Annotated in this window: 25 protein-coding genes; 8 read left to right on the top strand and 17 right to left on the bottom strand. The window is 68.0% G+C overall.

Annotated elements, in window-relative coordinates; translation table 11 throughout:
• The 3 genes from ACJ8AT_RS16310 to ACJ8AT_RS16300 form a co-directional block, all read left to right on the top strand.
• Nucleotides 1-850, top strand: an 850-nt coding sequence (locus ACJ8AT_RS16310; RefSeq protein WP_407738658.1) for an AMP-binding enzyme, incomplete at its 5' end; no start/stop codon positions are given.
• 351 nt (nt 851-1,201) lie between these two features.
• Entirely contained in the window at nt 1,202-1,828 is a 627-nt protein-coding gene (locus ACJ8AT_RS16305; RefSeq protein WP_407738657.1) for a hypothetical protein, read from the top strand.
• A 225-nt stretch (nt 1,829-2,053) separates the two neighbouring features.
• Nucleotides 2,054-2,662: a hypothetical protein gene (locus ACJ8AT_RS16300; RefSeq protein WP_407738656.1), complete on the top strand. Its 609-nt coding sequence runs from the start codon at nt 2,054-2,056 to the stop codon at nt 2,660-2,662.
• Nucleotides 2,663-2,686: 24 nt separating this feature from the next.
• On the opposite strand, the gene ACJ8AT_RS16295 is transcribed toward ACJ8AT_RS16300, so the two are convergent.
• The 13 genes from ACJ8AT_RS16295 to ACJ8AT_RS16235 form a co-directional block, all read right to left on the bottom strand.
• Nucleotides 2,687-3,316 carry a hypothetical protein gene (locus tag ACJ8AT_RS16295; RefSeq protein WP_407738655.1) on the bottom strand — a complete coding sequence of 210 codons (630 nt, stop codon included), beginning with the start codon at nt 3,314-3,316 and terminating at the stop codon, nt 2,687-2,689.
• Nucleotides 3,313-4,167, bottom strand: coding sequence for a ribonuclease HII (locus ACJ8AT_RS16290; RefSeq protein ID WP_407738654.1), 855 nt, complete (start codon nt 4,165-4,167; stop codon nt 3,313-3,315). The genes ACJ8AT_RS16295 and ACJ8AT_RS16290 overlap by 4 nt, the downstream gene beginning before the upstream one ends.
• An 88-nt stretch (nt 4,168-4,255) precedes the next feature.
• Complete coding sequence (locus ACJ8AT_RS16285; RefSeq protein ID WP_407738653.1) at nt 4,256-4,639, bottom strand: carboxypeptidase regulatory-like domain-containing protein; 384 nt, start codon at nt 4,637-4,639, stop codon at nt 4,256-4,258.
• Nucleotides 4,640-4,684: 45 nt separating this feature from the next.
• Entirely contained in the window at nt 4,685-6,148 is a 1,464-nt protein-coding gene (locus ACJ8AT_RS16280) for a tetratricopeptide repeat protein (protein WP_407738652.1), read from the bottom strand.
• Between the two features lie 10 nt (nt 6,149-6,158).
• Entirely contained in the window at nt 6,159-7,928 is a 1,770-nt protein-coding gene (locus ACJ8AT_RS16275; protein WP_407738651.1) for a M61 family metallopeptidase, read from the bottom strand.
• 36 nt (nt 7,929-7,964) lie between these two features.
• Nucleotides 7,965-9,404: an RsmB/NOP family class I SAM-dependent RNA methyltransferase gene (locus tag ACJ8AT_RS16270; protein ID WP_407738650.1), complete on the bottom strand. Its 1,440-nt coding sequence runs from the start codon at nt 9,402-9,404 to the stop codon at nt 7,965-7,967.
• A 354-nt stretch (nt 9,405-9,758) separates the two neighbouring features.
• Nucleotides 9,759-11,186, bottom strand: coding sequence for a metallophosphoesterase (locus ACJ8AT_RS16265; protein ID WP_407738649.1), 1,428 nt, complete (start codon nt 11,184-11,186; stop codon nt 9,759-9,761).
• A 130-nt stretch (nt 11,187-11,316) separates the two neighbouring features.
• On the bottom strand, nt 11,317-12,048 hold the full coding sequence (locus tag ACJ8AT_RS16260; protein ID WP_407738648.1) for a hypothetical protein: 732 nt from the start codon (nt 12,046-12,048) through the stop codon (nt 11,317-11,319).
• Nucleotides 12,045-12,746 carry a DUF4956 domain-containing protein gene (locus tag ACJ8AT_RS16255; protein ID WP_407738647.1) on the bottom strand — a complete coding sequence of 234 codons (702 nt, stop codon included), beginning with the start codon at nt 12,744-12,746 and terminating at the stop codon, nt 12,045-12,047. Before ACJ8AT_RS16255 ends, ACJ8AT_RS16260 begins: the two co-directional genes overlap by 4 nt.
• Nucleotides 12,747-12,757: 11 nt before the next feature.
• Nucleotides 12,758-14,455 carry a dTMP kinase gene (gene tmk / locus ACJ8AT_RS16250; protein WP_407738646.1) on the bottom strand — a complete coding sequence of 566 codons (1,698 nt, stop codon included), beginning with the start codon at nt 14,453-14,455 and terminating at the stop codon, nt 12,758-12,760.
• Nucleotides 14,456-14,458: 3 nt separating this feature from the next.
• Nucleotides 14,459-15,175 carry a VTC domain-containing protein gene (locus tag ACJ8AT_RS16245; protein ID WP_407738645.1) on the bottom strand — a complete coding sequence of 239 codons (717 nt, stop codon included), beginning with the start codon at nt 15,173-15,175 and terminating at the stop codon, nt 14,459-14,461.
• Nucleotides 15,176-15,191: 16 nt separating this feature from the next.
• Nucleotides 15,192-16,292: a porin gene (locus ACJ8AT_RS16240; RefSeq protein WP_407738644.1), complete on the bottom strand. Its 1,101-nt coding sequence runs from the start codon at nt 16,290-16,292 to the stop codon at nt 15,192-15,194.
• A gap of 177 nt (nt 16,293-16,469) precedes the next feature.
• Nucleotides 16,470-16,994 (bottom strand): hypothetical protein, encoded by a 525-nt coding sequence (locus ACJ8AT_RS16235; RefSeq protein WP_407738643.1) that lies wholly within the window; start codon nt 16,992-16,994, stop codon nt 16,470-16,472.
• Nucleotides 16,995-17,131: 137 nt separating this feature from the next.
• Here ACJ8AT_RS16235 and ACJ8AT_RS16230 point away from each other — a divergent pair, with 137 nt between their 5' ends.
• Nucleotides 17,132-19,504 carry a protein kinase domain-containing protein gene (locus tag ACJ8AT_RS16230; protein ID WP_407738642.1) on the top strand — a complete coding sequence of 791 codons (2,373 nt, stop codon included), beginning with the start codon at nt 17,132-17,134 and terminating at the stop codon, nt 19,502-19,504.
• A gap of 5 nt (nt 19,505-19,509) precedes the next feature.
• Here ACJ8AT_RS16230 and ACJ8AT_RS16225 read toward each other — a convergent pair whose 3' ends face one another.
• On the bottom strand, nt 19,510-19,842 hold the full coding sequence (locus ACJ8AT_RS16225; protein ID WP_407738641.1) for a rhodanese-like domain-containing protein: 333 nt from the start codon (nt 19,840-19,842) through the stop codon (nt 19,510-19,512).
• A gap of 165 nt (nt 19,843-20,007) precedes the next feature.
• Between ACJ8AT_RS16225 and ACJ8AT_RS16220 the strand changes: the two genes are divergently transcribed.
• The gene (locus ACJ8AT_RS16220) at nt 20,008-20,400 is read left to right on the top strand and encodes a HesB/IscA family protein (protein ID WP_407738640.1); all 393 of its coding nucleotides are present in this window, start codon (nt 20,008-20,010) and stop codon (nt 20,398-20,400) included.
• Nucleotides 20,401-20,521: 121 nt separating this feature from the next.
• A complete protein-coding gene (locus ACJ8AT_RS16215; protein ID WP_407738639.1) occupies nt 20,522-20,842 on the top strand; it encodes a rhodanese-like domain-containing protein in 321 nt (106 codons plus the stop codon).
• A 200-nt stretch (nt 20,843-21,042) separates the two neighbouring features.
• Here ACJ8AT_RS16215 and ACJ8AT_RS16210 read toward each other — a convergent pair whose 3' ends face one another.
• The gene (locus tag ACJ8AT_RS16210) at nt 21,043-23,250 is read right to left on the bottom strand and encodes a peptidoglycan-binding domain-containing protein (RefSeq protein ID WP_407738638.1); all 2,208 of its coding nucleotides are present in this window, start codon (nt 23,248-23,250) and stop codon (nt 21,043-21,045) included.
• Nucleotides 23,251-23,547: 297 nt separating this feature from the next.
• On the opposite strand from ACJ8AT_RS16210, the gene ACJ8AT_RS16205 reads away from it, so the two are divergent.
• Nucleotides 23,548-24,750, top strand: a complete 1,203-nt coding sequence (locus tag ACJ8AT_RS16205) for an OmpA family protein (protein ID WP_407738637.1) — start codon at nt 23,548-23,550, stop codon at nt 24,748-24,750.
• A 15-nt stretch (nt 24,751-24,765) separates the two neighbouring features.
• Here ACJ8AT_RS16205 and ACJ8AT_RS16200 read toward each other — a convergent pair whose 3' ends face one another.
• Entirely contained in the window at nt 24,766-25,272 is a 507-nt protein-coding gene (locus tag ACJ8AT_RS16200; RefSeq protein WP_407738636.1) for an acyl-CoA thioesterase, read from the bottom strand.
• A 68-nt stretch (nt 25,273-25,340) separates the two neighbouring features.
• On the opposite strand from ACJ8AT_RS16200, the gene ACJ8AT_RS16195 reads away from it, so the two are divergent.
• Nucleotides 25,341-25,559, top strand: a complete 219-nt coding sequence (locus ACJ8AT_RS16195) for a hypothetical protein (RefSeq protein ID WP_407738635.1) — start codon at nt 25,341-25,343, stop codon at nt 25,557-25,559.
• Nucleotides 25,560-25,572: 13 nt separating this feature from the next.
• On the opposite strand, the gene ACJ8AT_RS16190 is transcribed toward ACJ8AT_RS16195, so the two are convergent.
• Nucleotides 25,573-26,373, bottom strand: a complete 801-nt coding sequence (locus ACJ8AT_RS16190; RefSeq protein ID WP_407738634.1) for a deoxynucleoside kinase — start codon at nt 26,371-26,373, stop codon at nt 25,573-25,575.

The raw sequence follows: 26,373 nt of genomic DNA, 5'->3' as shown, positions 1-26,373 counted from the left end.
CTTCATGCGGCTGGGCGAGGAGCACCCGCGCAAGCACGACATGAGCTCGCTGCGGCTGCTGGGCTCGGTGGGAGAGCCGATCAACCCCGAGGCGTGGATGTGGTACCGGGACGTGATTGGCGGCGGACGGTGCCCGGTGGTGGACACGTGGTGGCAGACGGAGACGGGCGGGATGATGATCACGCCGCTGCCGGGGGCGACGCCGACGAAGCCGGGCTCGGCGACGTTCCCTCTGCCGGGGGTCCACGCGGAGATCTTGGATCGGCAGGGCAACCCGGTGCCAAAGGGGCAGGGTGGGCTGCTGTTCATCACGAAGCCGTGGCCGTCGATGCTGCGCACGGTGTACGGGGATCCGGAGCGGTATGTGAAGACGTACTTCAGCGAGCTGCCGGGCAAGTACTTCACGGGCGACGGGGCGCGCACGGACGCGGACGGCTACTTCTGGCTGATGGGCCGCGTGGATGACGTGGTGAACGTGGCCGGCCATCGTCTGGGCACGGCGGAGGTGGAGAGCGCGCTGGTGGCGCACCCGCGCATCGCCGAGGCCGCGGTGGTGGGGCGCCCGGATGACTTGAAGGGCACGGCGCTGGTGGCGTTCGTCACGTTGAAGAAGGGCACGGAGCCCTCGCCGGAGCTGAAGAAGGAGCTGGCGGCGCACGTGGCGAAGGAGATCGGCGCGATCGCCCGGCCGGATGAGATCCGGTTCGCGGAGGGCCTGCCGAAGACGCGCTCCGGAAAGATCATGCGCCGGCTGCTGCGAGACGTGGCCGCGGGCAAGCAGACGACCCAAGACACGACGACGCTCGAGGACCTCAACGTACTGGCGGCCCTGCGCCAGGACGAGGAGTAGGGCTCCTTCGAGAAAGACTGGCCGTTGCATGCACATTTTAGTGCAACGGCCACGTTTCTCGGCAAAACATTCGCGCTGCTATAAGTAAATTATAGTCATCAGGGTGAACGTAATAGGCGCAGCTTGATGATTTGCATGAAAGCCATGGTTTATGCCTCCCCCTGTAGATACTGTGCGTATCAAGAGCTTTAATCCTTATGTTGCGAGATTTCCGGATAGGAAGGTAGTCTCGGGTGATGTTTTGACGCTAATCAAAGCTCTTAGGGAAGAAGGCAAAAAGGTTGTTGTTGAGCCTGAACTGAAGATGATCGTCCCCTTCAATATTTATTTCAAAAGGGGTTGCAGGAGTTCTTGAAGGACCCAGTGATAGCTTATTTCGTTAGTATCCCCACTGGAATTGCCTGTAGCCTGATTGCAAGCGCAATAGATCGCGCGTGGCAACGGCATCAAGGTGCAAGTGCAAAAGAGCCGCTCCCCGAACAGCTGGGTGTGGTCATTAAGATAGGAGAAGGTCCAGAAGCTTTCTCTCACAAGGGGACTGTCTTGGAACCGGCCTGGGTCAAGCACATGCTGGCTCATCAGAAGGAGGCTAGAAGGGCTTACCGAGAGGTTAGAGCAAGGAAGAGTCCTTATCCCAGCCTCCCTGTGCCATTGTTTGAAGAGCACATTCCGCGAGTGGTGGGGTGGGGGGCAATAGATCGCGATGAGGGAGAATTTGTTATTCGGGAGATGAAAATCACCAGCAAGGTGACACGCAATAAGATTGATAATGGTGTGTTAAGGGGTCTCAGTGTTGGAGGAATTGCTGAGGTCTCGGTGTGCTCGATTTGTCGTGAGGATTGTGTTGCATGTAATCACATTTCGGGCGAGCACTATGGATCCGAGAAGTGTGTCAATCACATCGAACGCAGTGTTCTTGCTGATGTGAGTTTTGTGAAAGAGCCGATCAATCCAGAGTGTTTGCTGTGGATTCGTTGATGCCGCAAGAGTTGCTTGGTTGCTTCAGGCTCTTCTGAAGAAGAGGGATCTGTGTCCAAGTAATTCTTGAACTCTGTCTAATTGTTGTTGGGTTGGCTTTGTTTGGCTGTCAATGTGGTTTCCGTGAGTTCTTGTGGTCGGTGCCGTGAGCAGGATGAGAATCGCGCCGATTTGATGGCTTTGGTTGCGCTCTTCCGGATGATCACGTTCTGAGAGGTGCCGGCGATGTGGCTGACGAACGTCACCTTCGAAGACAGAGTCATCGATAACGAGCGGTTGGAACTCGGCGGTGAGGACGCTCTTTATTTCCTGGGGCGTAACCTGATCCTCCGGCATTGCACCCTTGTCTTGCGCGTGCCTGCGCAGCGGATTCATGTCAATCAGGCACGGATTCTTGATTCCACCATCGAAGTGAAGAAGGAGCTAAAGAACTTTCGGTGGTGTAGTGCGTTCTTGAAAGGCTGCAAGTTCACGGGGCGCTTGACGGGTTGCGACTTTGGACAATGGCCAGATTCCCCAGAGCAAGGTGGCATTGAGGATTGTGACTTCAGCGCGGCGCAGCTGCAGGGGTGCCGGTTCATTGGGTGCGACGCCAGCACGCTGCGGTTTCCTCCGTGGCCCTGCTTCACCATCTTGGATCCGGTCCGGAGGTTGGATGAGCTGAGCAAGATCCCATGGCCTGGACAGGTGGGGATCTTGGTGAAGACCCTGTCTGCAAGTCCGCCGGGGACGTCGGCTGTGACGCTCTCTGCTGCGGTCCTTGGGAAGAGGTTTGGCGCCAGCGAAGATGAGATCAAGGCTGCGCTCGGGGGGCTGGATGGCGTCAGGTATTGATGGCTGCCAGCTCTCTATTTTGTTTCACCGTTTCAGGTGGGTGATGGCCGCTTCGAGCAGCGCGGCCACTCCTCGCCGGGTGACGTGGATCACCTTGCGGCTCACCGAGGGCGGCCCGCCCGTGTAGTGCGCGCTCACCTTGTGGTGCAGCTCCGTGGCTCCCCACACCAGGATCAGATCCGCCCAGTCCAGGTTGTGCCGGGCCTTGTCCGCTGTGTGTCGCTCCGTGCCGTCCACCATCCGCAGCTCGATCTGCCCCGCGAGCTGCTCCTCCAGCTCCTCTCGCACCGCCGGCGAGCCCCCCACGATCACCACGCGCCGCACGCTCTTGCGCTTGCACGCCTCCACGAAGTCCGCCACCGCGCGCCGGTTGTTCGAACCCCCGCAGCTCTCGCAGTACGTCCGCGGCTCTACCTGCAGCGGCGCCCGGCCGCTCGCGTTCGCTACCTGCGCGCACGCCGGAGCGCTGCAGACCCGGAAGAAGCGCTCGGCCAGCACCGCCTCCGCGCGCTCCAGCTTCTGCTCGCTCATGCGAGCCTTCTTCGGGTTGATGATCTTCGCTTCTTCCAGCGCCGCCCGGGCCCGCGTACGGGAGTCCAGAGGCGTGATGCCTCGCTCTGCCAGCCACTCGTCAATATCGCGATCGGCGCTCACGACCGCGAAGGATCAGGCGGAGAAGGGGGGAACAGATCCTCCTGCACGGGCTCCAGCCCGAGCGCCTCTCGCACCGGCCCGAAGCTCCTTCGGTGGATCGGCAACACGCCCTTCTCCTTGAGCGCCTGGAAGTGCTGCGGCGTCGGGTAGCCCTTGTGCGAGGCCAGCCCATAGCCCGGGTACTGCGCGTCCAACACCGCCATCATCCGATCCCGCGTCGTCTTCGCGAGGATCGACGCCGCCGCGATGCTCATCGACAGTGCATCCCCGTGGATGATGCCCTTCTGCGGGCAGGGGCACTCGGGGATGGTGCGCGCGTCCACCAGCGCGTACTCCGGCACCAGCGTCAGCGCCTGCACCGCCCGCCGCATGGCCAGCAACCCCGCGTGGTAGATGTTGATGCGATCGATCTCCTCGACCTCCGCCACGCCCACCGCCCAGGCCACCGCGTCCCGCTTGAGGGCTACGGCCAGTTCCTCCCGGCGCTCCTCATCCAGGATCTTCTTCGAGTCGTCCAACCCCTTGAGCCGGTAGTTCTTCGGCAGGATGGCCGCCGCGGCCACCACGGGGCCAGCCAGGGGAGCCATCCCTGCCTCGTCCACTCCGGCCACGCGCTCCATACCCTGCGTCCACAGCTCCACCTCGTAGCGCAGCAGGTGGCGCAGCCGTTGCCCCTCGGAGCGGTTCTTCTCCTGCCGGGCCCGGATGCGGCGAGCGAGCATGCGAGCCCCTTGCCGGCCGTCCGCGTCCAGCGCCTCCAACAGGCCGCGAGGCACGGGTTGGGCGCGCTCGACGAAGCGCTCGGTCAGCTCCGCAAGGGGTGTTTGGAGCAGCTCTTCCAGGCTCGGCATGTCCCCCGAAGGCTAGCGGCCTGCGGATCGCGGGACAACCGCCGAGTTCGGGTGCCTGCCAGCGTGCCTACCCCACAGGTCGTGGACGCTATGGGTTGAGCTCCAACGTCACCGAGTCGGGAATGGGCTCACAGTGACAGCCGTCGCAGTCCCACTGGACCTCGGTGTCCTGGGACACCTTCGAGCCCGCCACGGCCGTCAAGCGCGTGACACCGGGGGCGAGCGACTCGTTCACCGCCCTGCTGACGCCCGTCTCGTTCGTCACGCCGGTAATGCTCTCGTGGGACTCCTCATTCACGGCGGTGACGGTGGCCCCCTTCACCCGGACCCCCTCCGCCGTGACTACCTCCACCTTCAACGACACCAGCTCCGCTGTGCACGTGTCCTCGCCTCTGTTCACCACGGGCCTGTTGTCACAGGCCGGCAGACAAGCGAGGCCCAGCAGCACCGAGAGGATTCGCAACCGAGACATGGCTCCGAAAGTGGTGCCGGCCCCTCGTTGCGGCAACACGCACCGTCAGGAAGTTGGCGAAAGGTGTGCCAGCGCGAACCGAGAGGCGTCCGTGTTCGGATACCGGTGAACGACGTAGCGGTAGATGCTCTGGGCGCGCTCGGGATCCTTCATGCGCTCGGCGTAGACGCGGGCCAGCAACACCAGGGCTCGCGAGGCCGACGGCCCGTCCGGCTCCACGTCCGCCGCCGTCTCCAGCGCCTTCACCGCCAGCGCGTACTGTCCCTGCGCCGCGGCCGCCTGGCCCACGAAGAGGTGGTGGGCCGACTCCACTTGCTTGAGGGAGCGAGGCTCCCGGAGCTCGGCATACAGGGGCAGGGCCTTGCCCGCATCTTGAGCCTCTACCGCCTGGACCAGCGCCGACAGCGTGTCGGTGAGGGCGGGGGGCGCGGCTGTGGGGGGCTCCGCTGGGACCACCGGCTCGACGCGCAGGGGAGGGGCCTCCACGCGCGGCCGGGTGTCTCCCAGAATGGGCTCCAGGTATTCCGAGGGCGAGCCATACCCGAGCTCATCTCCGCGGCTGTACAGGAGCAGCCCGAGCACGCGCGCCATGAGGAAGGGCGCGATGCAGGTGACCAGCTCCGCCGCCCAGCGCGAGAGCAGCGGCAGATCCAGCCAGTGGATGCCCGCGGCCACCAGGCGTCCCAGCAGGAGCGCCACGGTGAGTCCTGCCAGCGCGGCCAGCGTGCGCGTGTAGTCCCGGCCCAGCCGGCGAACGGTGGCGACGACCGCCAGCGGGTTGAGCATCGTCAGCACGCTCTGCTCCGCCGCCGCGATCAACAGCACCCCGGGCAGCCAGGCCGCTCCGGCCAGGACGATCAGCCAGAGGATGGGATCTCCCACCACCTGGCTCCAGTCGAGCTCGGGCAGCCCGCCGGTGATGTAGAAGGCGGGCGACGACAGCAGCTCGTTCATCGGCTTGCTCACGTCCCACCGCTTGATGAAGAGCAGGTAGAGCAGGCCGGGCCCCCACAGCAGCGACGTGCCCACGAGGCCGCGCAAGGCAGGCCTCACGCAGTCGGAGAAGAACTCCGAGTAGTCCGGCGTGTCCAGCTCGCGCTCGCCTCGAGCCGTGGAGCGGATGATGTGAAAGAAGGCGCCCCAGAACACGCCCAGCCCGATCACCGTGGGCAGGAACTTGAGCAGCAGGAACGTGGACTCGGCGGCCCAGCGCAACACCATGAGCAGGAAGCTGAGCCCGAGCAGCACCGCGAGCCCGGACAGGGTGAACGGATAGCGCCAGATCCCCCATAGCCGCTCGGCGAGTGGGCTCCGCGAGCGGTGGACGAGGATGGGCAGCACCCGGCCCTGGCACAGGCCGCAGGAGAGGTACTCGGTGGCCAGCGAGCGGCGCACGGCCACGCAGTCCGGGCACAGCGTGGCCTGGCAGTTGTCACAGCTCCAGCCCGCCATGACCGTGGGGTGACGCTGGCAGGGCGCGGGTATGGCCTTCTCCAAGGAGCCCCTCATGCCCAGGAGCTTAACCCACCGCCTCGTCCCAGGCGGCACCCAGCCAGGCCTGGAAGGCGGCCTTCTGTGCCTCGGTGGGCTTGTCCACCCGGGTGAGATAGAGCGCGTCCGCCGGCTTCAGGCCCAGAACCACGGGGATTTCCATCAGCTTGTCCCGGCGGAACACCGTGAGCCGCACTGTCTCCCCGGGGCGCTTGTCCTCGCACCGGCCCACCAGCCCCGCTCCATCCACCTTGTAGCCGTCCAGCGCCACCACCTCGTCCTCGGGGTAGAGCCCGGCCTCCATCGCCGGCGAGCCGTCCGTCACCGTGGCCACCGTGGCGCTGCCCTTGAGCGACACACCCAGCCAGCCCTTGGGCTTCTCACCGCTCTTGCGCGCGGGCGGAGGCGTGCCGCCCTTGTCGCTGCTGAACTCGCGCACCCGGAAGCCCACCTCGAGGCCCACGTGCGAGAAGCTGGAGTAGTCCAGCTCCTCCGTGGAGCGCACCGCCCGATCGAAGAAGGGCTTCAGGTCCTTGCCCGCCACCTCCGCGACGGCGGCCTCGACTCCGTCCTCCGGCACTCCCGAGCCATCCCCGTAGCGCTGCCAGAGCAGGCGCAGCACGTCGTCCAGGCCCCGCGTGTTCTCGGTGGCGTGGCGGATCTCCAGGTCCAGCAGCGCGCACACCACCTCGCCCTTGAGGTAGTAGGAGATGGCGCTGTTGGCCGAGTTCTCGTCCGGCCGGTAGTGCTTGATCCAGCTCATCAGCGACGCGTCCGCCAGCGTCTGCACCCGGCGGCCCGGAGTGCCGTGCAGCATGGTGAGTGTCTCGCCCAGGCGCGTGAGGTAGCGCTGGGCGGACATGAGCCCCGCCCGGCGCACGAAGAGGTTGTCGTAGTACGACGTCATCCCCTCGAAGGCCCAGAGCAGCGTGGTGTAGTTCTCCTGCGAATAGTCGAACGGCACCAGCGCTCGAGGCTTGATGCGCTTGACGTTCCACAGGTGGAAGTACTCGTGCGCGGCCAGCGTGAGGAAGTCCTCCCAGCCCCGGCTGCCGTGCAGCGCCGAGCGCGGGAACAGCAGCGCCGTGGAGGCCTGGTGCTCCAGCCCTCCGCGCCCCTTGTCCGCCAGGTACACCAGGAACAGGTAGCGCTTCAGGGGGAGCCCGCCGAACAGCCGCGCCTCCGCCTCGCAGATGCGCTGGAGATCCGCGGTCAGCCTGTCCGCGTCCGGCACCGTGTCGCCCCAGATGACCACCTCGTGCGGCACGCCCGCGGCCACGAAGGACAGCGGAGTGTGGGGGCCGAGCTCGAAGGGGCTGTCCACCAGCGTGTCGTAGTCCGGCGCCAGGAAGGTGCCGCCCTGTTGCTCCAGCGCGGTGAACGTCCGCCAGCCCTCCGGAGCCACCACGGTGACGCGGTGCTCGCGGTGGCGCGTGGCCTCCGTGTAGAGGAAGAGGGTGGCGCCGTTGAAGTAGCCGTGCGAGCCATCCAGGTGGCTGGTACGCACCGTCAGCTCGTTCGCGTAGACGCGGTAGCGCAGCGTCACGGCCTTACCGTCGGCGTGCACGCGGAACGAGCGCTTGTCCGTGCGCTGGACCGGGAGCGTCTCGCCGCTCGGGCCCACCGCCGTCACGTCCTGGATGTGGCGCGCATACTCGCGCACGAGATAGCTGCCCGGCGTCCACACGGGCAGGACTGCGTCGAGCACCTCGGGGGCCGCGGGGAAGGTGGCCTCCACCTCGAACAGGTGCGAGTGCGGGCGGGGCATCGAGACGCGATAGTGGACTGCTTCCGGCATTGCCGAGGCGCTCCGTGAGGATCAGATTCCTAGAGTTTACTTTGCCCGGACCAGGATCGCGCCGAAGAACCCATCCGTTCCATGTGTATGAGGCGCCAGCCGCAGGAAGGGGCCGCGGCTCACCTGGGCTCCCAGCTCCGGCCCCAGCTGCTCCGTCACCGGGCGCACCGAGAAGTCCGGGTGGCGGGAGAGGAAGTCCTCCACCACGGCCTCGTTCTCCTCTCGGAGGACGCTGCACGTGCCGTAGATGAGCCGGCCACCCGGCTTCACCAGCGTGGAGAAGCGCTCCAGCAGCGTCTTCTGCCGCGCCACGTGGTGGGCCAGATCCTCGGGGTTGAGGCGGTAGCGCGCGTCCGGCTTGCGGCGGTAGGTGCCGGTGCCGCTGCAGGGCGCGTCCACCAGCACCCGATCCGCCTTGTCCTTCAGGGGCGCGAGCGCCTCGTCCACGGAGGGGCCTTCGGCGGGGATGACCTGGGTGCGGACATTGTGGACGCCGTCGCGGCGGGCGCGCTTGCGCAGCTCGTCGATGCGGCCTTCATCCACGTCCAGCGCGTGCAGATCGCCCCGGTTCTTCATCTGCGCGGCGAGCTGCAGCGTCTTGCCTCCGGCGCCCGCGCACGCGTCCACCACCCGCGTGGGCGGGGCGTCCACCAGCATGCCCAGGATCTGGCTGCCCTCGTCCTGCAGCTCGAAGAGGCCCTCGCGGAAGCTCTCGAGCGCGAAGGCGTTGATGCGCGTCTCCAGCCACAGCCCCATGGGCGACAGGGGCGTGGGCTGGCTCTCGACGCCTTCGGCCTTCAGGCGCTGGAGCAGGCTGTCGCGGTCGGTCTTGAGCAGGTTGGCGCGTGCGGTGAGGGGAGCGCGCTCGTTCATCGCCTCGGCGGCGCGCTCGGCGTCCTCTCCGAACGTCTCCCGGAACTTCTCGGCCAGGAAGTCAGGCAGGGAGGCGGCGATGGGGAAGCGCTGGCGCGCGGGCAGTGAATCCAGCGCGGCGGCGGCATCCGGGAGCGCGTCCAGTGCGGCGGCATCCACTCCCGTCAGCGAGGAGTCCTTCGCCACCGTGGGCGGGGCCTCGCCGTGGAGGACGCGGGAGGCGGCCAGGCGCAGCACGTCCTGGCGGGTGGTCTGTAGCTGCTCGAAGCCGGGGCGCGCGTGAGCCAGCAGGTGGTCCACCGTGCGCTGGCGGCGCAGCAGCGCATAGACGCGCTCGGAGACGGCACGGCGCTCGGTCGAGTACAGGTGGGCCTTGCGCCGCAGGGTGAAGTCGAGCGCTCGATCCGACAGGCGGCCTTCGTGGCGCACCAGGCCGTAGGCCTCGAGGCTGGCCTGGAGGACGAGATCCTCGCGCAGCGGGCGTGTGCCGTGGGACTTGGGCGTGTTGCGAGAGGCCTTCTCGGCGGGGGCCTTCGGGCCCCGGGGGCGTGAGGGCTTCTGGGAGGACGACTTCTTCGAGGCCGGACGGTGGGATCTTTTCATGGCGGGCTCCAGGGCCCCGGGAGGGAGGGGAACCTGCGGTACAGGCGCCCATCGCATCCCGGCAGCCCGGTGGCAAGCGCGGAGAAGGGCCAGGGTGAGGTCTCTGTACGTCTCGGGCAGTACAGCCTCACTGTCCTCCCGTTGCCTACCGTGCATTCCCGGCCTTGAGCCGCGAACAGTCACGGAGACGGCAAATGAAGGACAATCCCTTTCGCAGATCCACCGCCCTGGTGTTTGGACTCACACTGAGTCGTCTGATCCAGACCCAGATAGTTCATTCCTCTGCCCGGCTTGCCTCTCGGGTTCGTCCCAGAATCAATGAGAGAGGAGCCGCACTCGCCATGATGTGAGGGCTCAGTCCCGACGGCGCCGCAGGAACTCGGCCAGCGAGAGCGCGGCGAGCGGGAGAAAGATCTCGGAGGGGAACGTCGAACACCCCGCGCTGGAGGGCGCGTCTCCCGGCAGCCCGGTGGAGTCTCCCGGGGTGCTGGGAGTCTCCGCCGGGGGCTGGAGCGTCCCCGGGGTCTCAGTCCCAGGCGCCTGAGCCACTGGGGGCTGGGGCACTGGCTCGGTGGGCGTCTCGCTGGTGCCCGGCGAGGGCTGCGGCGCGGGCCCGAGCTGCTTCGTCAGGTTGAAGGAGTCGATCAGCTTGCCCGCGGGCGTCAGCACCTTCGCGGTGAGGGTGCCCTCGGTGACGTCGACATCCAGGTAGCCATGATCCGTGGCGTTGCGGAGGACACTCCACGCAGGGGCCGCGCCGTCGAAGGGCCGCAGGGTCGCGCCGCCGCCGCCGACCACCAGATAGGTGATGCCCCGCTTGCCCGAGGGCGCCACGTCGTCGCCGAGCATGGGCCGGCTGCGCTCGTAGTTGTGGTCATGCCCGGTGAGGACGAGATCCACCCCATACTTCTCGAAGAGAGGGCCAAACTGGTGGCGCATCACGAGCTGCGAGCCGTGCGCGCCGCTCGACCAGGGCGGGTGGTGGAAGTAGACGATCTTCCAGTCCGCCTTGCTCGCGGCCAGGTCCTGCTCCAGCCACGCCCGCTGCGCCTCCATGGTGCAGCGATCCTTCGAGGCCAGCCCGACGGCGCAGTTCGAGTCCAGTCCCACGAAGTGCACATTGCCCCAGTCGAAGGAGTAGTAGCGCTGGCTGCCGCTGGAGCTGGTGGGCAGGTAGAAGTTATCCAGGTACGGCTGGGCCTGGTTGGTGACGTACTCGTGGTTGCCCGGCACCGGGAAGAAGGGGACCTCGGAGAGCACCGCCGCCAGCGGGGCGAAGAGGTTGTTCTGGATCTCCGCCTCGGTGCCGGACTCGTAGGCGTTGTCTCCGAGCGCGAGGAACAGGTCCGGCCTCAGCTTGCTGGAGAGCATGCTGGCGGCCACCTGCCGCTCGTCTGTTCCGCCCGTGCCGAAGTCCCCCACGGCCGCGAAGTGCACGTGGCGCGTGCCGGGAACGGGGGCGGTGGTGAAGCGCTCGGTGGGCGTGCGAGCGCCACAGGCCAGCACCTCATAGGTGTAGTCGGTACCCGGGGTCAGGCCCTTGAGTGTCACGGCCTGGATCCGGCCGCTGTCCGCCGAGCGGGCGACCTGGTTCGTGGCTCCCTGGGTGCCGTAGTGCACCTCGGGGGTGCAGTTGGCGTCCAGCCGGAAGGCGACCAGGGCCATGTTCGGCCCCACGCGCTGCAAGTAGGGAGCGCGGGTGAGGGCTGCCTGGGAGACGCCCGCCGTCAGCGTGAGAGCCACGGCCAGAGCGCCGAGCGCAGGTACCTTTGAAAAATGCATGCAGCCCTCCGGCCCCATGGATTCCGGGGTCGAAGGGCTTAACGGTTCACGGCGGGACCTCCATCCATCGAGGCCCCGCTGGGCATGCAGGCAGAGGGGCGCTCCCGCGCGAGGGCGCCTCCCGCTCGGGCTACTTCTTCACGTCGTAGGCGGAGAGCTCCTCGAGCCGCTCGCCATCCTCCTTCACCTTCCCAACGCCGGGCACGAGCCAGTAGGTGCGCTCCTTGCCACTCTTGTCGGGCCGATCCCGCTGGATCTTGATGGCGTTGGTGAAGGTGCCGGCCGGGACGACGACGGTCTCGTTCACCGAGAGCACGCGCCACACGTAGGTCTGATCCTTCTCATCCACGCTGCCGTCGTCCTGCCGCACCGTCTCGCGGATGGAGGACGAGTAGCTCCAGCCCTCGGGCTCGAGCTGCGCCAGAGACTTCACGGTCGCTGGAGCCCACGTCGTCACCCGCACCACCGCGCCGTCCTTGCGATCCTCCTCTCGCAGGCGCACCACCACACCGCTCTGGAGCTCGATCTGCCAGGACAGCTCCTCCAGGTACGGCTGCACGCTGCGCACCGCGGTGGCCGTCATGGTCGTGTCCGGCACCGTCTGCAAGCCGAGCACCTCCACGTGCTTGTCGAACACTCCCTTCGACGGATCCGTGATGCGGTAGGTCCACTTCGAGCCGGCCGTGAGCGGCCACAGGCTCGGCGCCGCGTCCGGCTTGGGATCCGACGGCTGCGAGGGCGCATCCGGCAGCTGCGGGTTCGCCGCGTCCGATCCGCCTTTGCCCGTGGGCAAGCTCCCCCCGCCGCCACATCCCCCCAGCCACACCACGGCCGCCAGCGCGGCCACGACTGCCCGTTTCATACCAGCTCCTCCCGTGCTCCCTTGGGGCTCACCGCCGTCCACCTCAGCCCCCGCAGGGGCGTGCCCTCCGCTCGGCTCAGCGCCGCGACGAGAGCGCCCGGATCCTTCTCTTCCACTTCCAGCTCCAGCCGGCGCCCGGTGAAGTCGAGCGCGCAGCCCTTCACCAGCACGTTGCGCTCCCCCAGCGCCTTGCGCAGCGAGGCCTCCGCGGACACCAGATCATCCGCCTGCGCAGACAGCACCACGCGCTGCTTGGGGCCCTTCTCCTCCGAGCTGGTGAGATCCAGCACCAGCAGCAGCGCCGAGATGAACGCCACGCCGATCAGGGCCAGCCCCAGGTTGCCGCGGCCGCACGCCATGCCCAGGCCGATCATCAGGAAGAAGATCGCCGCGTCCCGCGGATCCTTGAGTCCGGAGCGGAAGCGCACGAAGCCGCCCAGGCCCACCAGCCCAAACGCCTTGGCCACGCTGTTGCCGATGACGGCGCTCATGACGGCGGCAGCGGTGCACAGCAGCACCTGGGCGTGGATCATCTCCGTCTTGGGCAGCGGCCGGTGCATCAGCGGCCGCCAGGGCCTCAGCGACAGCGCCGCGCCCACGAACACCGCCGCGAGCAGCCGCAGCACGATGACGCCCATGTGCAGCGGGGCCAGCTCCGTGTCCAGCTCGGTGAAGAACTCCGTGAAGGTGGTCTCCATGGCGTGCGCTCCTAGAGGCTGGGGTGTGACTCGGCGCTGACAGCCGGGCGGGTGACCCGCCCAGGCAGCGCCTCGTGAGCCGCGAAGATGGCGGCGTAGGCGTTGCGCAGCAGTGGGAGCCGCCCGGGGGCCGCACTCAGGATGCGAGTGATCAACGCCTCCGCGCGCTCCGTCAGCGGCAGTCCCTTGAGCGAGGACAGCACGGTGGCCGGCCAGTGCTCCGCGTAGGTCTCGCGCAGCTGCCACGCGCGTGGATCATCCAGCCCGTCGAGCGAGTCGATGGCCTCCTTCGTCAGAGGCGCGCCGCGCTCGCGCAGCGAGTGGGCCTCGTCCGTGGCGAGGCCCGTGAGCGAGCGGAGCACCAGCTTGAGCGCCTTGTCCGCGAGCTGCTCGCGCAGGCCGTTGGCGAAGGGCGAGTCCTGGCCGGTGACGCTGCGCAGCACCCCGAGCCGATCATGCTTCAGGAGCGCCTCGCGCAGCGCGTCCACGCGCGCTCCGCTCAGGCCCGTGAGGCTGCGCGCCACCTCGGAGTACAGCTTCTGTTGAACGCCCAGCTCGCGCACGGACCAGGCCGTGTCTCCGTCCACGCCCGTGAGGCCCAGCAGCACGCTCGCCAGGTGCCTGTCCCGCAGGGCCTGTTCACGCAGAGCCCAGGCCTCGGGGCTGTCGTTGCCCTGGAGCCCCTCCACCACCTCCGCGGGGGCCAGGGAGTACAACTGCGCGCGCAGCGCCATGGCCCTGGGCGCCTGGCTCACTCCGAGGCTCGCGGCCACGTCCGCCGGCACCACCTTCGTCAGCAGCTCGCGCAGCGACCAGGAGGCCTCGTCCTCCAGCCCCATGAGGCTGCGCACGGCCAACCCCGGGAAGCGCTCCACGGCCGCCAGCCGCCGCTGGTGCGCCGCCAGCCCCGGCAGTCCGTTCAGCATCCACACCGCGAGGCTCGGCTCCCGCGCCTCCAGCGAGTCCAGCGCCTGGACGAAGCGCTCCTCCACGCTGTCCACCGTCACCGGCCCCGAGGCCGTCAAGGGGCTCGGGGGGATGATGCGCTGGACCTCGGGATCGCGCCCCTGCAGCCGCGCCAGCACCGCGTCCACGATGCGCTGCTCGAGCACCCACAGCGGCTGATCATTGTTCTCGATGATCAGCCAGCGAGCCGGATCCTTGCGAGCCATGGCCAGGAACGCCTCGCGCACCCGCACCGCGAGCCCCGCGCCCGCCAGCCCCTTGCGGCTGTCGCCCTCCGAGCCGCGGCCCTCCTTCAGCTTGCCCAGCCGCTTGCGCAGCCGCGCCAGATCCGGCTCCACGTCCACCAGCACCACCAGATCCGGCCAGATGCCGTGCGAGGCCAGGGCGCACGCGGGCTCCAGCTCCACCAGGGGCAGGCCACGCCCGCCGCCGCTCAGCGCGAGCTGCGAGTACAGATAGCGATCACTGATGCACACCTCGCCACGAGCCAGCGCCGGAGCGATGATCTCCTCGAGCTGCTGCGCGTCCCGCGCCACGTTGAGGAAGAACTCGGTGCGCGCGCTCATCTCCAGGAGCCGCGAGTCGCGCGTCAGCTCCCGGATGCGCCGCGCGGTGGGTGCTTGCAGCTCGCCTCCCTCGCGTGCGTGAGCCACCTTGTAACCCAGCCTGCGCAGCCGTCCCGCCAGCAGGTTGGAGAGTGTCGTCTTGCCGCTGCCGTCGATGCCTTCGAAGTCGATGAACACGCCCTAACCCCCCAGAACCCCATCCACGGCGAAGGCGTGAACCCTCGCCATCCCCTCGGCGAACTTGCTGTACGCCGGCCTCCTGCTGCCCGGGTGGAGCGCCGCCAGCCACGCCGGCAGCTCCTCGCCCAGGTGCTTCACCTCGACCACCACGCGGCGATCCATGAACAGCGGGGGACCCAGCCGCTCCGCGGTGAGCGTCTCCCCCGACAGCGCCAGCTGCGGAGTGACATGGTGGAAGCCAATGTCCCGATCCACCGTCACCCGCCAGGCCTGCGTGGCCTGGTACACGTGGCGCCGGTACGTCACCCCCAGCACGGGGATCAGCCGGCCTCCGGCGATCAGCGGCAGCAGGCCCGCGCTCCGGTGGATCACATTCTGGAGCTGCGCCCGGGGCACCCACACCCGGCGCTTCTGCGTCACGCCGTGGCGCTCGCGCTTCACCTCCAGCACCACGCGCTGCACCCCGCCCGCGCCAATGTCCGGCGAGTACTCCTTGGTGCGCACCTTGAGGCAGTCCTCCGGCGTGCGCACGGCGCGCTGGGCCAGCGGGAGGCCCGGCTTGTCGAAGTACACGGAGACGATCCGCGTGGGCGGAGGCAGGTAGCCGCCCAGCTCCCCGGACAGCCGCGCGCACAGCTCCGACAGGGCCTCCGTGTCCAGGATGAGCTTGAACTCACGGCGAAGCTTGGTGACTTCCCCTTCGGCGAACGAGAGCATCGTCGGGTCTCCGGGCCTAGAAGCGCATGGCGAGCTGCAGCGAGTACTCGGTCCCTGGCGCCTCATCCCCTGGACGCAGCGCGTGCTCGGCCTGGAGCTGCGCCTTGAAGGCGTCCGAGAACAGGAGGTTCGCGCCCCCCACCGTGGCCCAGCCACGCCCCACCACGTCCCCGTGCAGCTGCAGCGCCTCGGCTCCGGCGAGCGGCTGGAGCGCCCAGTCGTGGGTGAGCGGCAGCAGGTAGCTGATCAGCCCGAGCTGCGCGGTGAAGGGGCCCAGCCCCAGCCGCCCGGTGACGGCCTCGCCCGACAGCGCCAGCGCGCCCAGGTGCAGCGTCCCGTCCGTGGCCACCGCGTACTGCTTCGTGCCCGCCATCACCTGCGTCAGGTAGCTGCTGGCGCCCACGGTGAGCGCCTTGAAGGGGCGCACCGTGACGCGCGCCGAGGCGTCCTCGCTGGTGTGCTGGCCCGTCTCGTCCTTGGCGCCCTGGAACAGGCCCCCGGAGAACTTCAGGTTCCATGCCTCCTTGAGCCGCACCTCGCCCATCAGCCCCATGCGCCGGCCGCCGAGCTGGTTCGTGTCCTTCAGGTAGCCCACCACCAGCCCCCGGTCCATCAGCGGCAGGTCCCACGTGGACTCCAGCTCGCGCGCCAGGAAGGGCGCCTTGAACTGGCCCGCGTAGAGGCGCAGGCGCTTGTGCCCGTCGGCGATCCGCACGAACGCGTCCTTGAGGAGCGACTTCGAGGACAGATCCGCGCTCACCTCCGCCTCGATGTTCTCGAACCCGGCGTTCACGCCCACCCGCGCCGACGGCAGCGACAGCGAGCGCGAGTACTCATCCCGCTGGTCCGCGCTGGCCCGAGCGAAGACGCGCCCGAACACCCGCAACGTGCGCTCGTCCTTGCTGTCATCCGCCGCATCCGGGTTCTCTCCCAGCGGCTCGGTCTTCGGCTTCTTGGCCTTCTTCGGGGCCGGCACGTCCGTAGAGACCCCCTCGGGCGCTTCGGGCGAGACCGGCTGCGCCTCGGCCACCTGCTCCTGCGCCAGCGCCGGACCGCTCAAAAGGACCGCGGCGAGGAGGCCCCGCCAGCTCCACTCCCACCCTCGCCACCCCACCATGCCCAGCCTCCACGCCGCAGCCCGCGAGGGGGTTCTGCAACGTGGATGCCCGGGAGCGCACTGTCGGCCACAGCACGCGCCGAGGGAGCAACCCGCTCGAAGCAGCCGTCTCCGAGACGTTTCTTTCCCTCTGTGGGAACGAATGTTCCTTACCGGGAGGCGGAGCTTCTTACAGCGTTACAGCGTGGACGGCTTCTCGGGCCCGGGGTCGGAGGAGGGCTCCTTCCGCACGAGGCTCCGAATTCCGTAGGCCAGCGCCAGCGTGGCGAACAGGCCCACCATTGCCCACAGGAAGATGCGAGGCACGGGAGGGGAGATGACCTCGAAGTCCGCGTGGAGCACCTTGAGGTGGGTGGTCCGGAAGCTCACATCCAACTGGTAAGGCCCCGTCGTGTCCGGGGTGAACTCGGCGCGCCAGTTCACCGCGCCCTGGGCCCGCTTCACCGTCACCGTCTGCCCGTTCGTGGCTCCGGCCCGCCGCAGGGTGAGGGTGAGGGGGCCATCGAAGGCCTCGCCCGCGAAGCTGCCGACATTCAAGAGGACTTTGAGAGGCTCTCCGTCATGCGGCACGTCGGGCTGGATGCTGCCCTGGAGCCGCTCCTCGGTGTCGGACCAGGAGAGCTCCAGCACGTTGTTGCGCCGCTCCACCTGGATCCGATCCGGCTGGCGGGAGAGCGGATCCTCCTTGGCGGTGCCCGTCACCCCGGCGAGCAGGCTGACGCACAGAGAAAGCTTCCAGAGGGCGCCGAGACGGCTTTGCCATGGCGCGGTCCGTCGCCTAAGATGGTTTGTACTGACGCCTCCCACTTGAGCATGCTCCCCCCGGCGTCTGTCCCGGGATGACGCCTCCGAACCCCAACGCCCAGCCCTTCGGCAAATACCAGCTTCTGAAGAAGCTCGCCACGGGCGGCATGGCCGAAGTCTGGCTTGCGCGCCAGTCCGGAATCGAGGGCTTCGCCAAGAGCGTGGTCGTCAAGCGCATCCTTCCGCACCTGGCGGAGGACCGCGAGTTCGTGGAGATGTTCCGCAACGAGGCGCTCATCGCCGCGAACTTCAACCACCCGAACATCGCCCAGGTCTACGAGTTCGGCGAGGCCAACGGCACCTACTACATCGCCATGGAGTTCATCCACGGCGAGGACCTGGGCCGGGTGATGCGCAAGGCCTGGAGCGCGGGGCAGTGGATTGCCCGGCCGCTGGCCATCCGCATCGTCGCCAGCGCGTGCGAGGGCCTGTACTACGCGCACACCCGTGTGGACGCCAACGGCAAGCCGCTGAAGGTGGTCCACCGCGACATCTCTCCGCAGAACATCCTGATCAGCTTCGACGGCTCGGTGAAGCTGGTGGACTTCGGCATCGCCAAGGCGGCCGACCAGGTGGGCCTGACCAAGTCCGGCGCCATCAAGGGCAAGTTCGCCTACATGGCCCCGGAGCAGGCCGCGGGCAAGGCGCTGGATCACCGCGCGGACATCTTCGCCATCGGCCTGGTGCTCTACGAACTGCTCACCGGCGTGCGCCCGCTCAAGCGGGACTCGGAGCTGGCCACGCTCCAGGCCGCGCTCGAGTGCGCCATCCAGACTCCCTCCGAGGTGGCGGATGTGCCCTCGGAGCTGGACTCGGTGGTGATGAGCGCGCTGGCCAAGGCCGCGGATGATCGCTACCGCGACGCGCGCCAGTTCCAGGTCGCCCTCGAGGAGACGCTCGTCGCCCAGCGGTGGGTGGCCAGCTCGGTGCAGATCTCCGAGCTGATGGAGACGCTCTTCTCGGATCGGCTCGCCGAGGAGAAGAAGACCGGCAACCTCCAGCCCAACACCGAGGATGGCGCCCACTCGGGCAACTCCTCGCCGCCGCCTCCCGCCGAGAGCGGTGGGCGGGGCCCCGCGCCCGCGGTGGACATGCAGTGGGAGGCGCCTCCGGGAGAGATCTCCCAGCGCAACGAGCGCAAGGCGACCTCCACCGCCATGCGCGCGGCCGTCAAGGCGCGCGATTCGGGCAAGCCCCTCTCGCTGGCCGAGGAGATGGAGGAGTACGCGGCGCCCGCCGGGGGAACCCAGGTAGCGCGCCGCCGCACGGGTGAGTCGCGTCGTGCCACCAATTCCGCCGGGAACACGGCCATCGCGCGCAGCAACTCGCGCGGGGACATGCGCCGGGCTCCGGAGCCCGAGCCCGAGCCCGAGGAGGACTACCCGGAGGAGCCGCCGCCCGAGCCTCCGCAGAGGCGGTCGGCCTCTCGGCAGCTCGAGGTGGAGGATGAGCCTCCTTCTCTGACGCGGGCCCGGGCATCGCGCACGAGCGCCCTTGCGCTCGAGGCGCGGTCGCGTTCCGAAGAGGATCCCTACGCTGACCCCGAGCGCACCCGGCTGCCGCCCTCAGCCCGTGAGTCCGGTCCGGACGAGACGGTGCCGCCTCCGTCGCGGCGTCGCACGGGGCACGTGAGCCGGGTCCAACAGGGGGCCGAGCCCGAGCCGGCGCCTGTTCCTCGCAGGCGCACCTCCAGCCGCGTGGACGTGAAGGGACCGTCCCCCTCGCGGATGGTGCCGCAGCAGCGGCAGCGCGAGGACGACGACGATGACGTCTCGGAGCGAAAGCCCGAGCCCCCGCCGCGCGTCCGCGCGCCGATCAACAAGGCGGACCTCTTCAAGAAGGTCCTCCTGGGGCTCGTCGCCGTGGCGGTGGCGACCCTGATCGTCGTGTTCTGGCCCAAGCTGATGAGGAAGCCCATTGACGGCCAGGGCGTCTTCGTCTCGGTGGACACCAACCCGAAGGTGACGGTGAAGGTGCGGCACAGCGACAAGTGCGGCAGCCCCGAGCCCTTCACCGACTTGGGCATGACGCCCATCAAGGGGGCCCCGGGCGCGCACATCCAGGACACCTTGATCCTGGAGAACAAGGAGCAGGGCATCTACGCCGAGGAAGAGGAGGCGCTGCGCTTCGGCGAGCCCGGCGAGACGAAGATCATCAAGCGCGAGTTCCGGATGGGCTACGTCCGGCTCAAGGTGTCTCCGAAGAGTGTGGGCCAGCTCAAGATCGTCCGCGAGGGCCAGGAGCTGGGCATGTACCTGCCGGGAGCGAAGCTGGAGCTCATGGAGGGTACGCACCAGCTGGAATTGCGCGGCGATCAGCTCAAGGCGCCCGTCCAGTTCGAGGTCACCGTGAAGGCCCGGGACACCACCGAGTCCCAGGTGGATGTCTCCAAGGAGCTGGGGCAGTAGCCGCGTCAGTAGCGTGGCAGCTTCGGATCCACCGTCAGCGCGTAGAGATCGATGCCGCCCTGGAGCGACACCGCCTCGAGGCCGAGCGCGCGCAGGTACGCCGCGCCGTGCAGGCTGCGGACGCCGTGGTGGCAGTAGACGACGACGGGACGGCCTCGGAGGGGCTCCAGCTCCTCGGCGCGTTCTTCCAGCTCTGGCAGGGGGATGAGCACCGAGCCCGGCAGCGCCACCCAGGCGTGCTCGTCAGGGAAGCGCACGTCGAGCAGGGCGGGGCGGGCCTCGGCAGGACCCGCGAGCAGCGCGGCGAGCTCGTCGGGAGAGATTTCCGGGACAGGCATGATGTGTAGGCCAGGGTATAATCCAGGCTCCGCCCAGGTGTTGACTCCCGGGAACAAGGGGCGGGGAACCAGGGGGGAATCGGCCCGCCCCTTGCCTGGCAGGCAGCGCCGATGGATTTTGGCGGGGCCGGCGTTATAAGGCCCGAGCAAGGAGACAGACGCACCATGGAAACGACCACGATCCCTCAGACGCCTGCCACGACTGCTCCCGCCTGGGAGGCCACCCCCCACATCCCGGTGCGGCTCACCGAGCGCGCCGTCCTTCAGGTGAAGGAGGTCATCAAGGCCCAGGGCTTCGAGGGCTACTTCTTCTCCATCCGCGTGGTGCCCGCCGGCTGCAGCGGGCTCGGCTACGACTTGAACCTCGTGAAGGAGGCCAAGCCGAACGACCACATGTGGGAGCAGGATGGCGTGCGCATCACCACGGACGCGCTGAGCAGCAAGTATCTGCTGGGCACCACGGTGGACTACGTCACCACGACGACGAGCGCGGGCTTCAAGTTCGAGAACCCCAACGCCAAGTCCTCCTGCGGCTGCGGCACCTCGTTCACCACCTGATGACTGTGTCCAGGACGCGAGGGAGCCTGGCTCCTTCGCGTCCGATGGATGCGCCTCTCGGTGCCGGCGGGATTCCTTTCGGCGTTGTGCGTCGGGTACGGTGTGGCGCTGGAGGATGAATATGAACCGTCGGTCTTTTGTATCCGCCGGAGCGCTGGTCGCGCTCATGGCCGTCACGGGGGGCTGCCACGACGCGCAGAATCGCCCGGCGCCCTCGGCTGAAGCTGCCGAGAAAGAGTCGTTTGGCCGCCTCTCCGTTGATGAGGTCGCCAAGCTCGTCGAGTCTGGCACCGCGTCGATCTTCGACAACAACTCGCAGGAGCACTGGCAGAAGGGCCACGTGCCGGGCGCGAAGTGGGTGGCCTTCAACAAGGTGCAGGCGTCGGACCTGCCGGCGGACAAGTCCCGGCAGCTCGTCTTCTACTGCGCCAACGAACGTTGAATGGCCTGCCATGAGGCCGCCCGTGCGGCGGTCAAGCTGGGTTACACCAAGGTCTTCATCATGCCCGCGGGCATTGCTGGCTGGGAGAAATCGGGCCGGCCGGTCGAGAAGGGCTGACCTCGAGCCGTTGAAGCACGGAGCCACCAGCTGAGCCTCCCCGAATACGGGAGCGCCGGTGGCTCTGTTGTCGGCACCTACTCCTAGCCGAACACCTGGTTCACCAGGTTCGCGCCCGCGGGCCGGCCGCGCAGCGCGTCCGGGTTCTGGGTCTGCAGGTAGATGCTGATGGCCGGATCCCTGAGGATGATGGAGGCCCACTTCGCGTTGCCGAAGTTGCCGTTCAGGTCCTTCCAGCTCAGGTTGGGGAAGGTGCTGGACTTATCACCCATCAGCTCCAGCATCCGCTGGCCCACCTGCTGCGGCGTCTGGCCCGGGTAGAGCTTCTCGAACGCTCGCTGCAGGCTGGAGGGGTTACCCACCATGGCGTCGTAGACCTGGTTGCCGCCGATGCCCACCTGCCAGTTGCCCGAGCGCGGGGTGTAGGGCGCGAAGCCGTCTGGAGTGGCCGTCTGGTAGTTGGTGCGATCGCCCTGGAGGTTGTCGCCCAGGTTGCTGGCGCTGATGGGCGTCTGCGCCGAGCCATCCGCCTGCTTGTAGCCGAGGTTGCCCACGTGGGTGAGGCCCTCGCTGACGGAGAACTCGAGCACCTTCTTGATGTCCTCACGGCTGACGCCGGCCGCCTCCAGCTTGGGCACTACGTCGTTCTTCACGTAGTTGAGCCAGTAGGTGTCCATGTTCTTGTCGCCCGGCTGGGGCGAGTTCTGCACCGCGGCCTTGAGGGCGGCCTCGTAGCTGCCAGCAGGCGCCGGCGAGCCGGTGGGAGGCGTCACGCCCCCGGTGCTGCCCGTGCCGCCCGTGCTGCCGCTGCCGCCCGTGGCCTTGGCCATCGCCTGGGTGAGCGCCGCCTGCGTGCGGGGGCCGTAGTTCTCGCCGTTGTCACCGGTGATGCCGTAGTCGGCCTGCAGCTTCGCCACCGCCGCGCGCGTCTTGTCGCCGTAGTAGCCCTCGCCGCCACCGGAGATCGCCGAGCCGTCCATGTAGCCGGCCTTCACCAGCGCGTGCTGCAGCTGCGCCACGTCGGCGCTGTACGTGTTGCCTCCGTCGTAGGCGAGCTGCGCGCTGGGAGCGCTCACATTGCTCGAGGTGCTCCCGCTGCTGCCAGTGGTGCTGCCCGTCCCGCTCGAGCCCGTGCTGCCGGTGCTGCCCGTGCTGCCCGGCACCGAGCCTCCGCTCGGGGGCGCGCGGAGGATGAGCACCTGGTTGTTGCCTCGCATGAACCAGGGGTTCTTCTCCACGGAGACGTTCTGGGTATCCAGCACGTTGCCGTTCCCGTCGACCACGTTGTTGCTGCCGATGGACTGCAGGTGGCCGTTGACGTTGCTCTCGACGAGCTCGGTGTGCTGGCTCCCGTTGATGATGATGACGTCACCGGGGCGCGCGTCCTTCGGATCCACCGCCGTCCAGCCGGCCGCCTGTAGATCCTTGCTCAGCGTTGCGACGCTCGCGTCCCCGGGGTTGGGGTTGTACAGGCCCGCCTGCTTGAGGGCGGCGGACACCGCGTTGGCGCAGTTGTTGTCCGGATCGTTGCGGTGGAAGCCGTTGAGCGGCGTGTCCATGGTGCGCTGGCCGAGGAACTGCTTCATGTAGTCCACCGCGGCTTGGCCCTTGGCCCCGGACGTGTCGGCGGCCTCCGGGTGCTGGATGCGGAACTCCTCGGACGCCATGATCGTCGAGCGGCAGTTCTGCCCGAAGGTGCCGTCCACCGGCAGCCCCGAGTCCTTCAGCCAGCCCTGCTGCTCGGGCACGGTGAGCTCGCGGCCGAGCAGCTCCTTGAAGGTGCTGTTGACTGTGTTCAGCGCCGACTTCTCGGGGCTGCCATCGATCATGCTGTCCACGAACTTCTGGATGTCCTCCTGCGAGGTGGCACCAGATGCCTTCGCCTGGCTGAGGATCTCATCCGGGTTGCCGCACTCGCGTCCCAGCTTCTGCTGGAACTGGGACTCGATGTACTGCCGGGCCTGCGTGTCCGGCGAGCCAACCGCCTCGGTGTTGGCGCGCATCACTCCGCCGAAGCCCACGCGGAAGGTGGGCTGGCCGGAGGACGCGAAGGCCTGCTGCGAGGTGCCGCCGTCCAGGGCGAGCATGTTGCGCTTCTGCGGCGCCTGGAAGGTGTCGGCGTTGCGTGCCTGGGCCTCGGCTTGGGCCTGGGCCTCGGCGGCCGCACGCGCAGCCTCCTCTGCCGCACGGGCCGCGGCTTCGGCTGCTGCACGGGCGGCCTCTTCAGCGCCGCTGGTGTCGTTGCTGGTGGTGGTGTTGCTCGGTCCACTTCCGACGCTGGAGATGCCCATGACCTTGCTCCTTGTGGCAGGCCTGGGGCCGGGACGAAGCCCTGGAGCCCAGGCAGCGCGAGTGTGAATTCATGGGGGTTATCGTCCATTCTATTCAGAATGTTTCCTGCCCCCGTCCACTTGCCGTATCCCCTGGAAGTTCGTGGACTTGAGAGCGAGCACGGGGTGGAGCGCGTCACGGGCAGGTTGCGTACTGACGCATCGGGTTATGACTTCCTGGAGGGACTGGGCTGGATTGACCCACCTTCCATCCTGCAGGGTGGCGATAGAGTGGGGTGCAGAAAACGGGAGGACTTGATGCGCACCGCTGTGCTCGCGATCTGCTGTTTGCTCACCGCCGTACCCGCCCTGGCGGAGAACCTGCCCACCTACGTCAAGCTGCCGGCGCACGCCCAGGTGGCTCCCGACAGCGTCGCGGTCGAGGACTACGGTGAGGCGGAGATCCAGATCAACGAAGACGGCCCCGGGGAGATGAAGCAAGGGCGGCACTTCACCGCCACCCTGACCCTCTCCGGACTTCCCGAGGACGCCGTGCACGAGCAACTGCTCGCGCCGTTCCGGGCTGCGTTCAAGAGCGCGGGCTGGACGGTGGTACGGGAGTGGGTGGACAGCAACCCGGCGTATGCCACCGTGCACTACCAGAAGCAGGGGATCGACGCCTGGGGCAAGCTGGCGTTCTTCGGCGTCAACGACGTCAACCTGGACCTTGTCGAGACGGGCGCGCCCAAGCTCGACTTCACCTTGAAGCCGCCGGCCGCCACGCCCGAGAAGATTGGCGCCAACGAGCCGTTCCCGTACATCACTCCGCTGCCCGGCTCGACGTTCAGCGACACCAGCGGCGAGGACACCGGGCCCATCATGGTCCTGTTCAATGGAGACGAGGAGCAGACGCTCGTCGCCCCTGGCAGCGTGACCAAGACGTACTCGAGGCCCCCGCGCATGTCGACGCTGCTCTTCGTGACGCTGTATCGCAACGCGCTCACGAAGGCGGGGTGGCAGGTGCTCGATGAGTCTCGGGGCAGCGATGCCACCCTGACCGCACACTACGCGCGCAATGGCCGGAACCTCTGGGCCTACCTCCATCTGGGCGAGGGCATCGCCGTGAAGGTTGGCGACGTGGGCGCCACGAACCTGGCCGCCGCCCTGCAGAAGGACTGTCACGTGGCGCTCTACGGGGTGACGTTCGACTTCAACAAGGCCACCCTGCGGCCTGACTCCGAGCCGGTGCTGAACAAGGCGCTCGCCGCGCTGCAGACGAACGCCCAGCTCGCGGTGGAGGTGCAGGGGCACACGGATAACGTGGGCGGTGATGACTACAACCTCAAGCTGTCCCAGGCACGTGCCGAGGCCGTGAAGAGCTGGCTGGCGGGGCACGGCATCTCCGCCGCTCGGCTCACCGCCAAGGGCTACGGCCGCGGCCACCCGGTGGCGGACAACGAGTCTCCCGAAGGACGCGCCAAGAACCGTCGCGTGGAGCTGGCCCGGCCCAGTTGCAAGTGAGCTCGGGCCAGGGGCTCACCGAGCCATGACGCGCAGCCACGCCTGGGCTTCCTTCTGGCGCGCGATGCGCTGGGTGCGCCGGTCCTCGGCCTCGCGTGCGGCCACGCGCTCCTCCTCGGTGTCCAGCTGTAGGGGGGGCACCATCACCCGGCCCCCATCCTTGTTGAGCGCCACGAACGTCATCACTCCGCTCGTGGTCAGGGCGCGCTCGCCGGTGAGGGGGTTCTCCGCGTGCACCGTCACCCCCACCTCCATGGAGGTGCGGAACGCCGCCAGCACGCGCGCGCGCAGCTGGGCGATCCACCCCACGCGGATGGGCGAGTGGAAGTGCAGATCATCGATGGAGGCCGTCACCACCACCTCGCGGCAGTGCCGCTGGGCGGCGATGGCTCCGCAGATGTCGATCCACTCCATCACCTTGCCGCCGAAGGCGGAGTTCAGGTTGTTGGCATCGGACGGGAGGATCAGCTGCGTCATCACCACTTCGGAGTCGCGCGGGCTCTTGGCCCCAGTGTGGTCCATGGGAACTCTCCTGTGCTCGGGCGGGAGGCGGCCCCCTCTGTCGGCCGCCTGATAGTGAGAATCGCACCGTGCTCGTGAATTTCGGGGTGCCGGTGAAGGACTTCTACGGGCGCTTCATGACGGGCCTGCGCGAGCGCTCGCTCTACGAGACGTTCGGCTTCGTCTTCAAGTTCGACCACGGCTGGCGCAACGTGGCCATCACCCTGTTCTACAGCGAGAAGACAGACTCGGTGTGGGTGCTGATCTCGCAGACGTCGGTGACGCAGCCGCCGAAGCCTGGGTTCTGAGCGCAGGGGCGGTTCAGGCCAGGAAGCTGGAGACGCGATCGAGGAACTCCTCGCGTCCCCGGCCGCGGCGGATGTCCTGGTTGGAGACGTCCAGGGTGAGGCAGTCCACGCCGTACTTCTCCTGCAGCACCAGGGGGAAGCTGGTGTAGTAGCCGTTGAGGCCCAGGAGGAACTGGCTCTGGATGCCACGCTCCTCCTGGCGGCCGCGCGTGCGGATGCGATTGAGCAGCACCTCCACCGAGCCCACCGAGAAGCAGATGACCTTGTCCGGCGGGGCGACGCTGCGCGCCAGGCGCTGGAAGTACTCGTAATAGAGATCCAACTCCTTGTTGCTCATGTGGCCCAGGCCGTGGAGGTACTTGGCGAAGATCTCCGGGTCCTCGTAGAGGGTGCGGTCCTGCACGCAGCTCTTCTTGATCGAGTGGATGAGCTCGTGATGCTCCACGCGGCGGATGAGGAACTCGAGCTGGAGGGTGAAGCTCCAGCGCCGCATGTCGGCGTAGTAGTCCTTGAGGAAGCGGTTATCGATGACGGGCTCGTCGAAGAGCTCGAAGCCGAAGGACTGGCTGATGATCTTCGCGGCCGTCGTCTTCCCGGCGCCGATGTTGCCCGCCAGCGCCACGAAGCGCTTGGCCTTGGGGAGCTTCGCGCGCAGCGTGTTGCGGCCCTTGGTTCCGAGGGCCGCGGCCCCGACGGGCTCCTCGGTGGGCTCCACGTGGGGCTCCGGGGTGGAAGCAGGCACGGGAGCAGGGGAGGAGGGCTCGGAGGCGGGAGCGGCGGGCGTGTGGCGCTTACGCGAGGTGGTGCGGGGCAT

This window comes from Hyalangium sp. (genome assembly GCF_045802625.1).
Lineage (GTDB): Bacteria > Myxococcota > Myxococcia > Myxococcales > Myxococcaceae > Hyalangium.
This window is presented reverse-complemented; position numbering and strand designations above follow the sequence as displayed.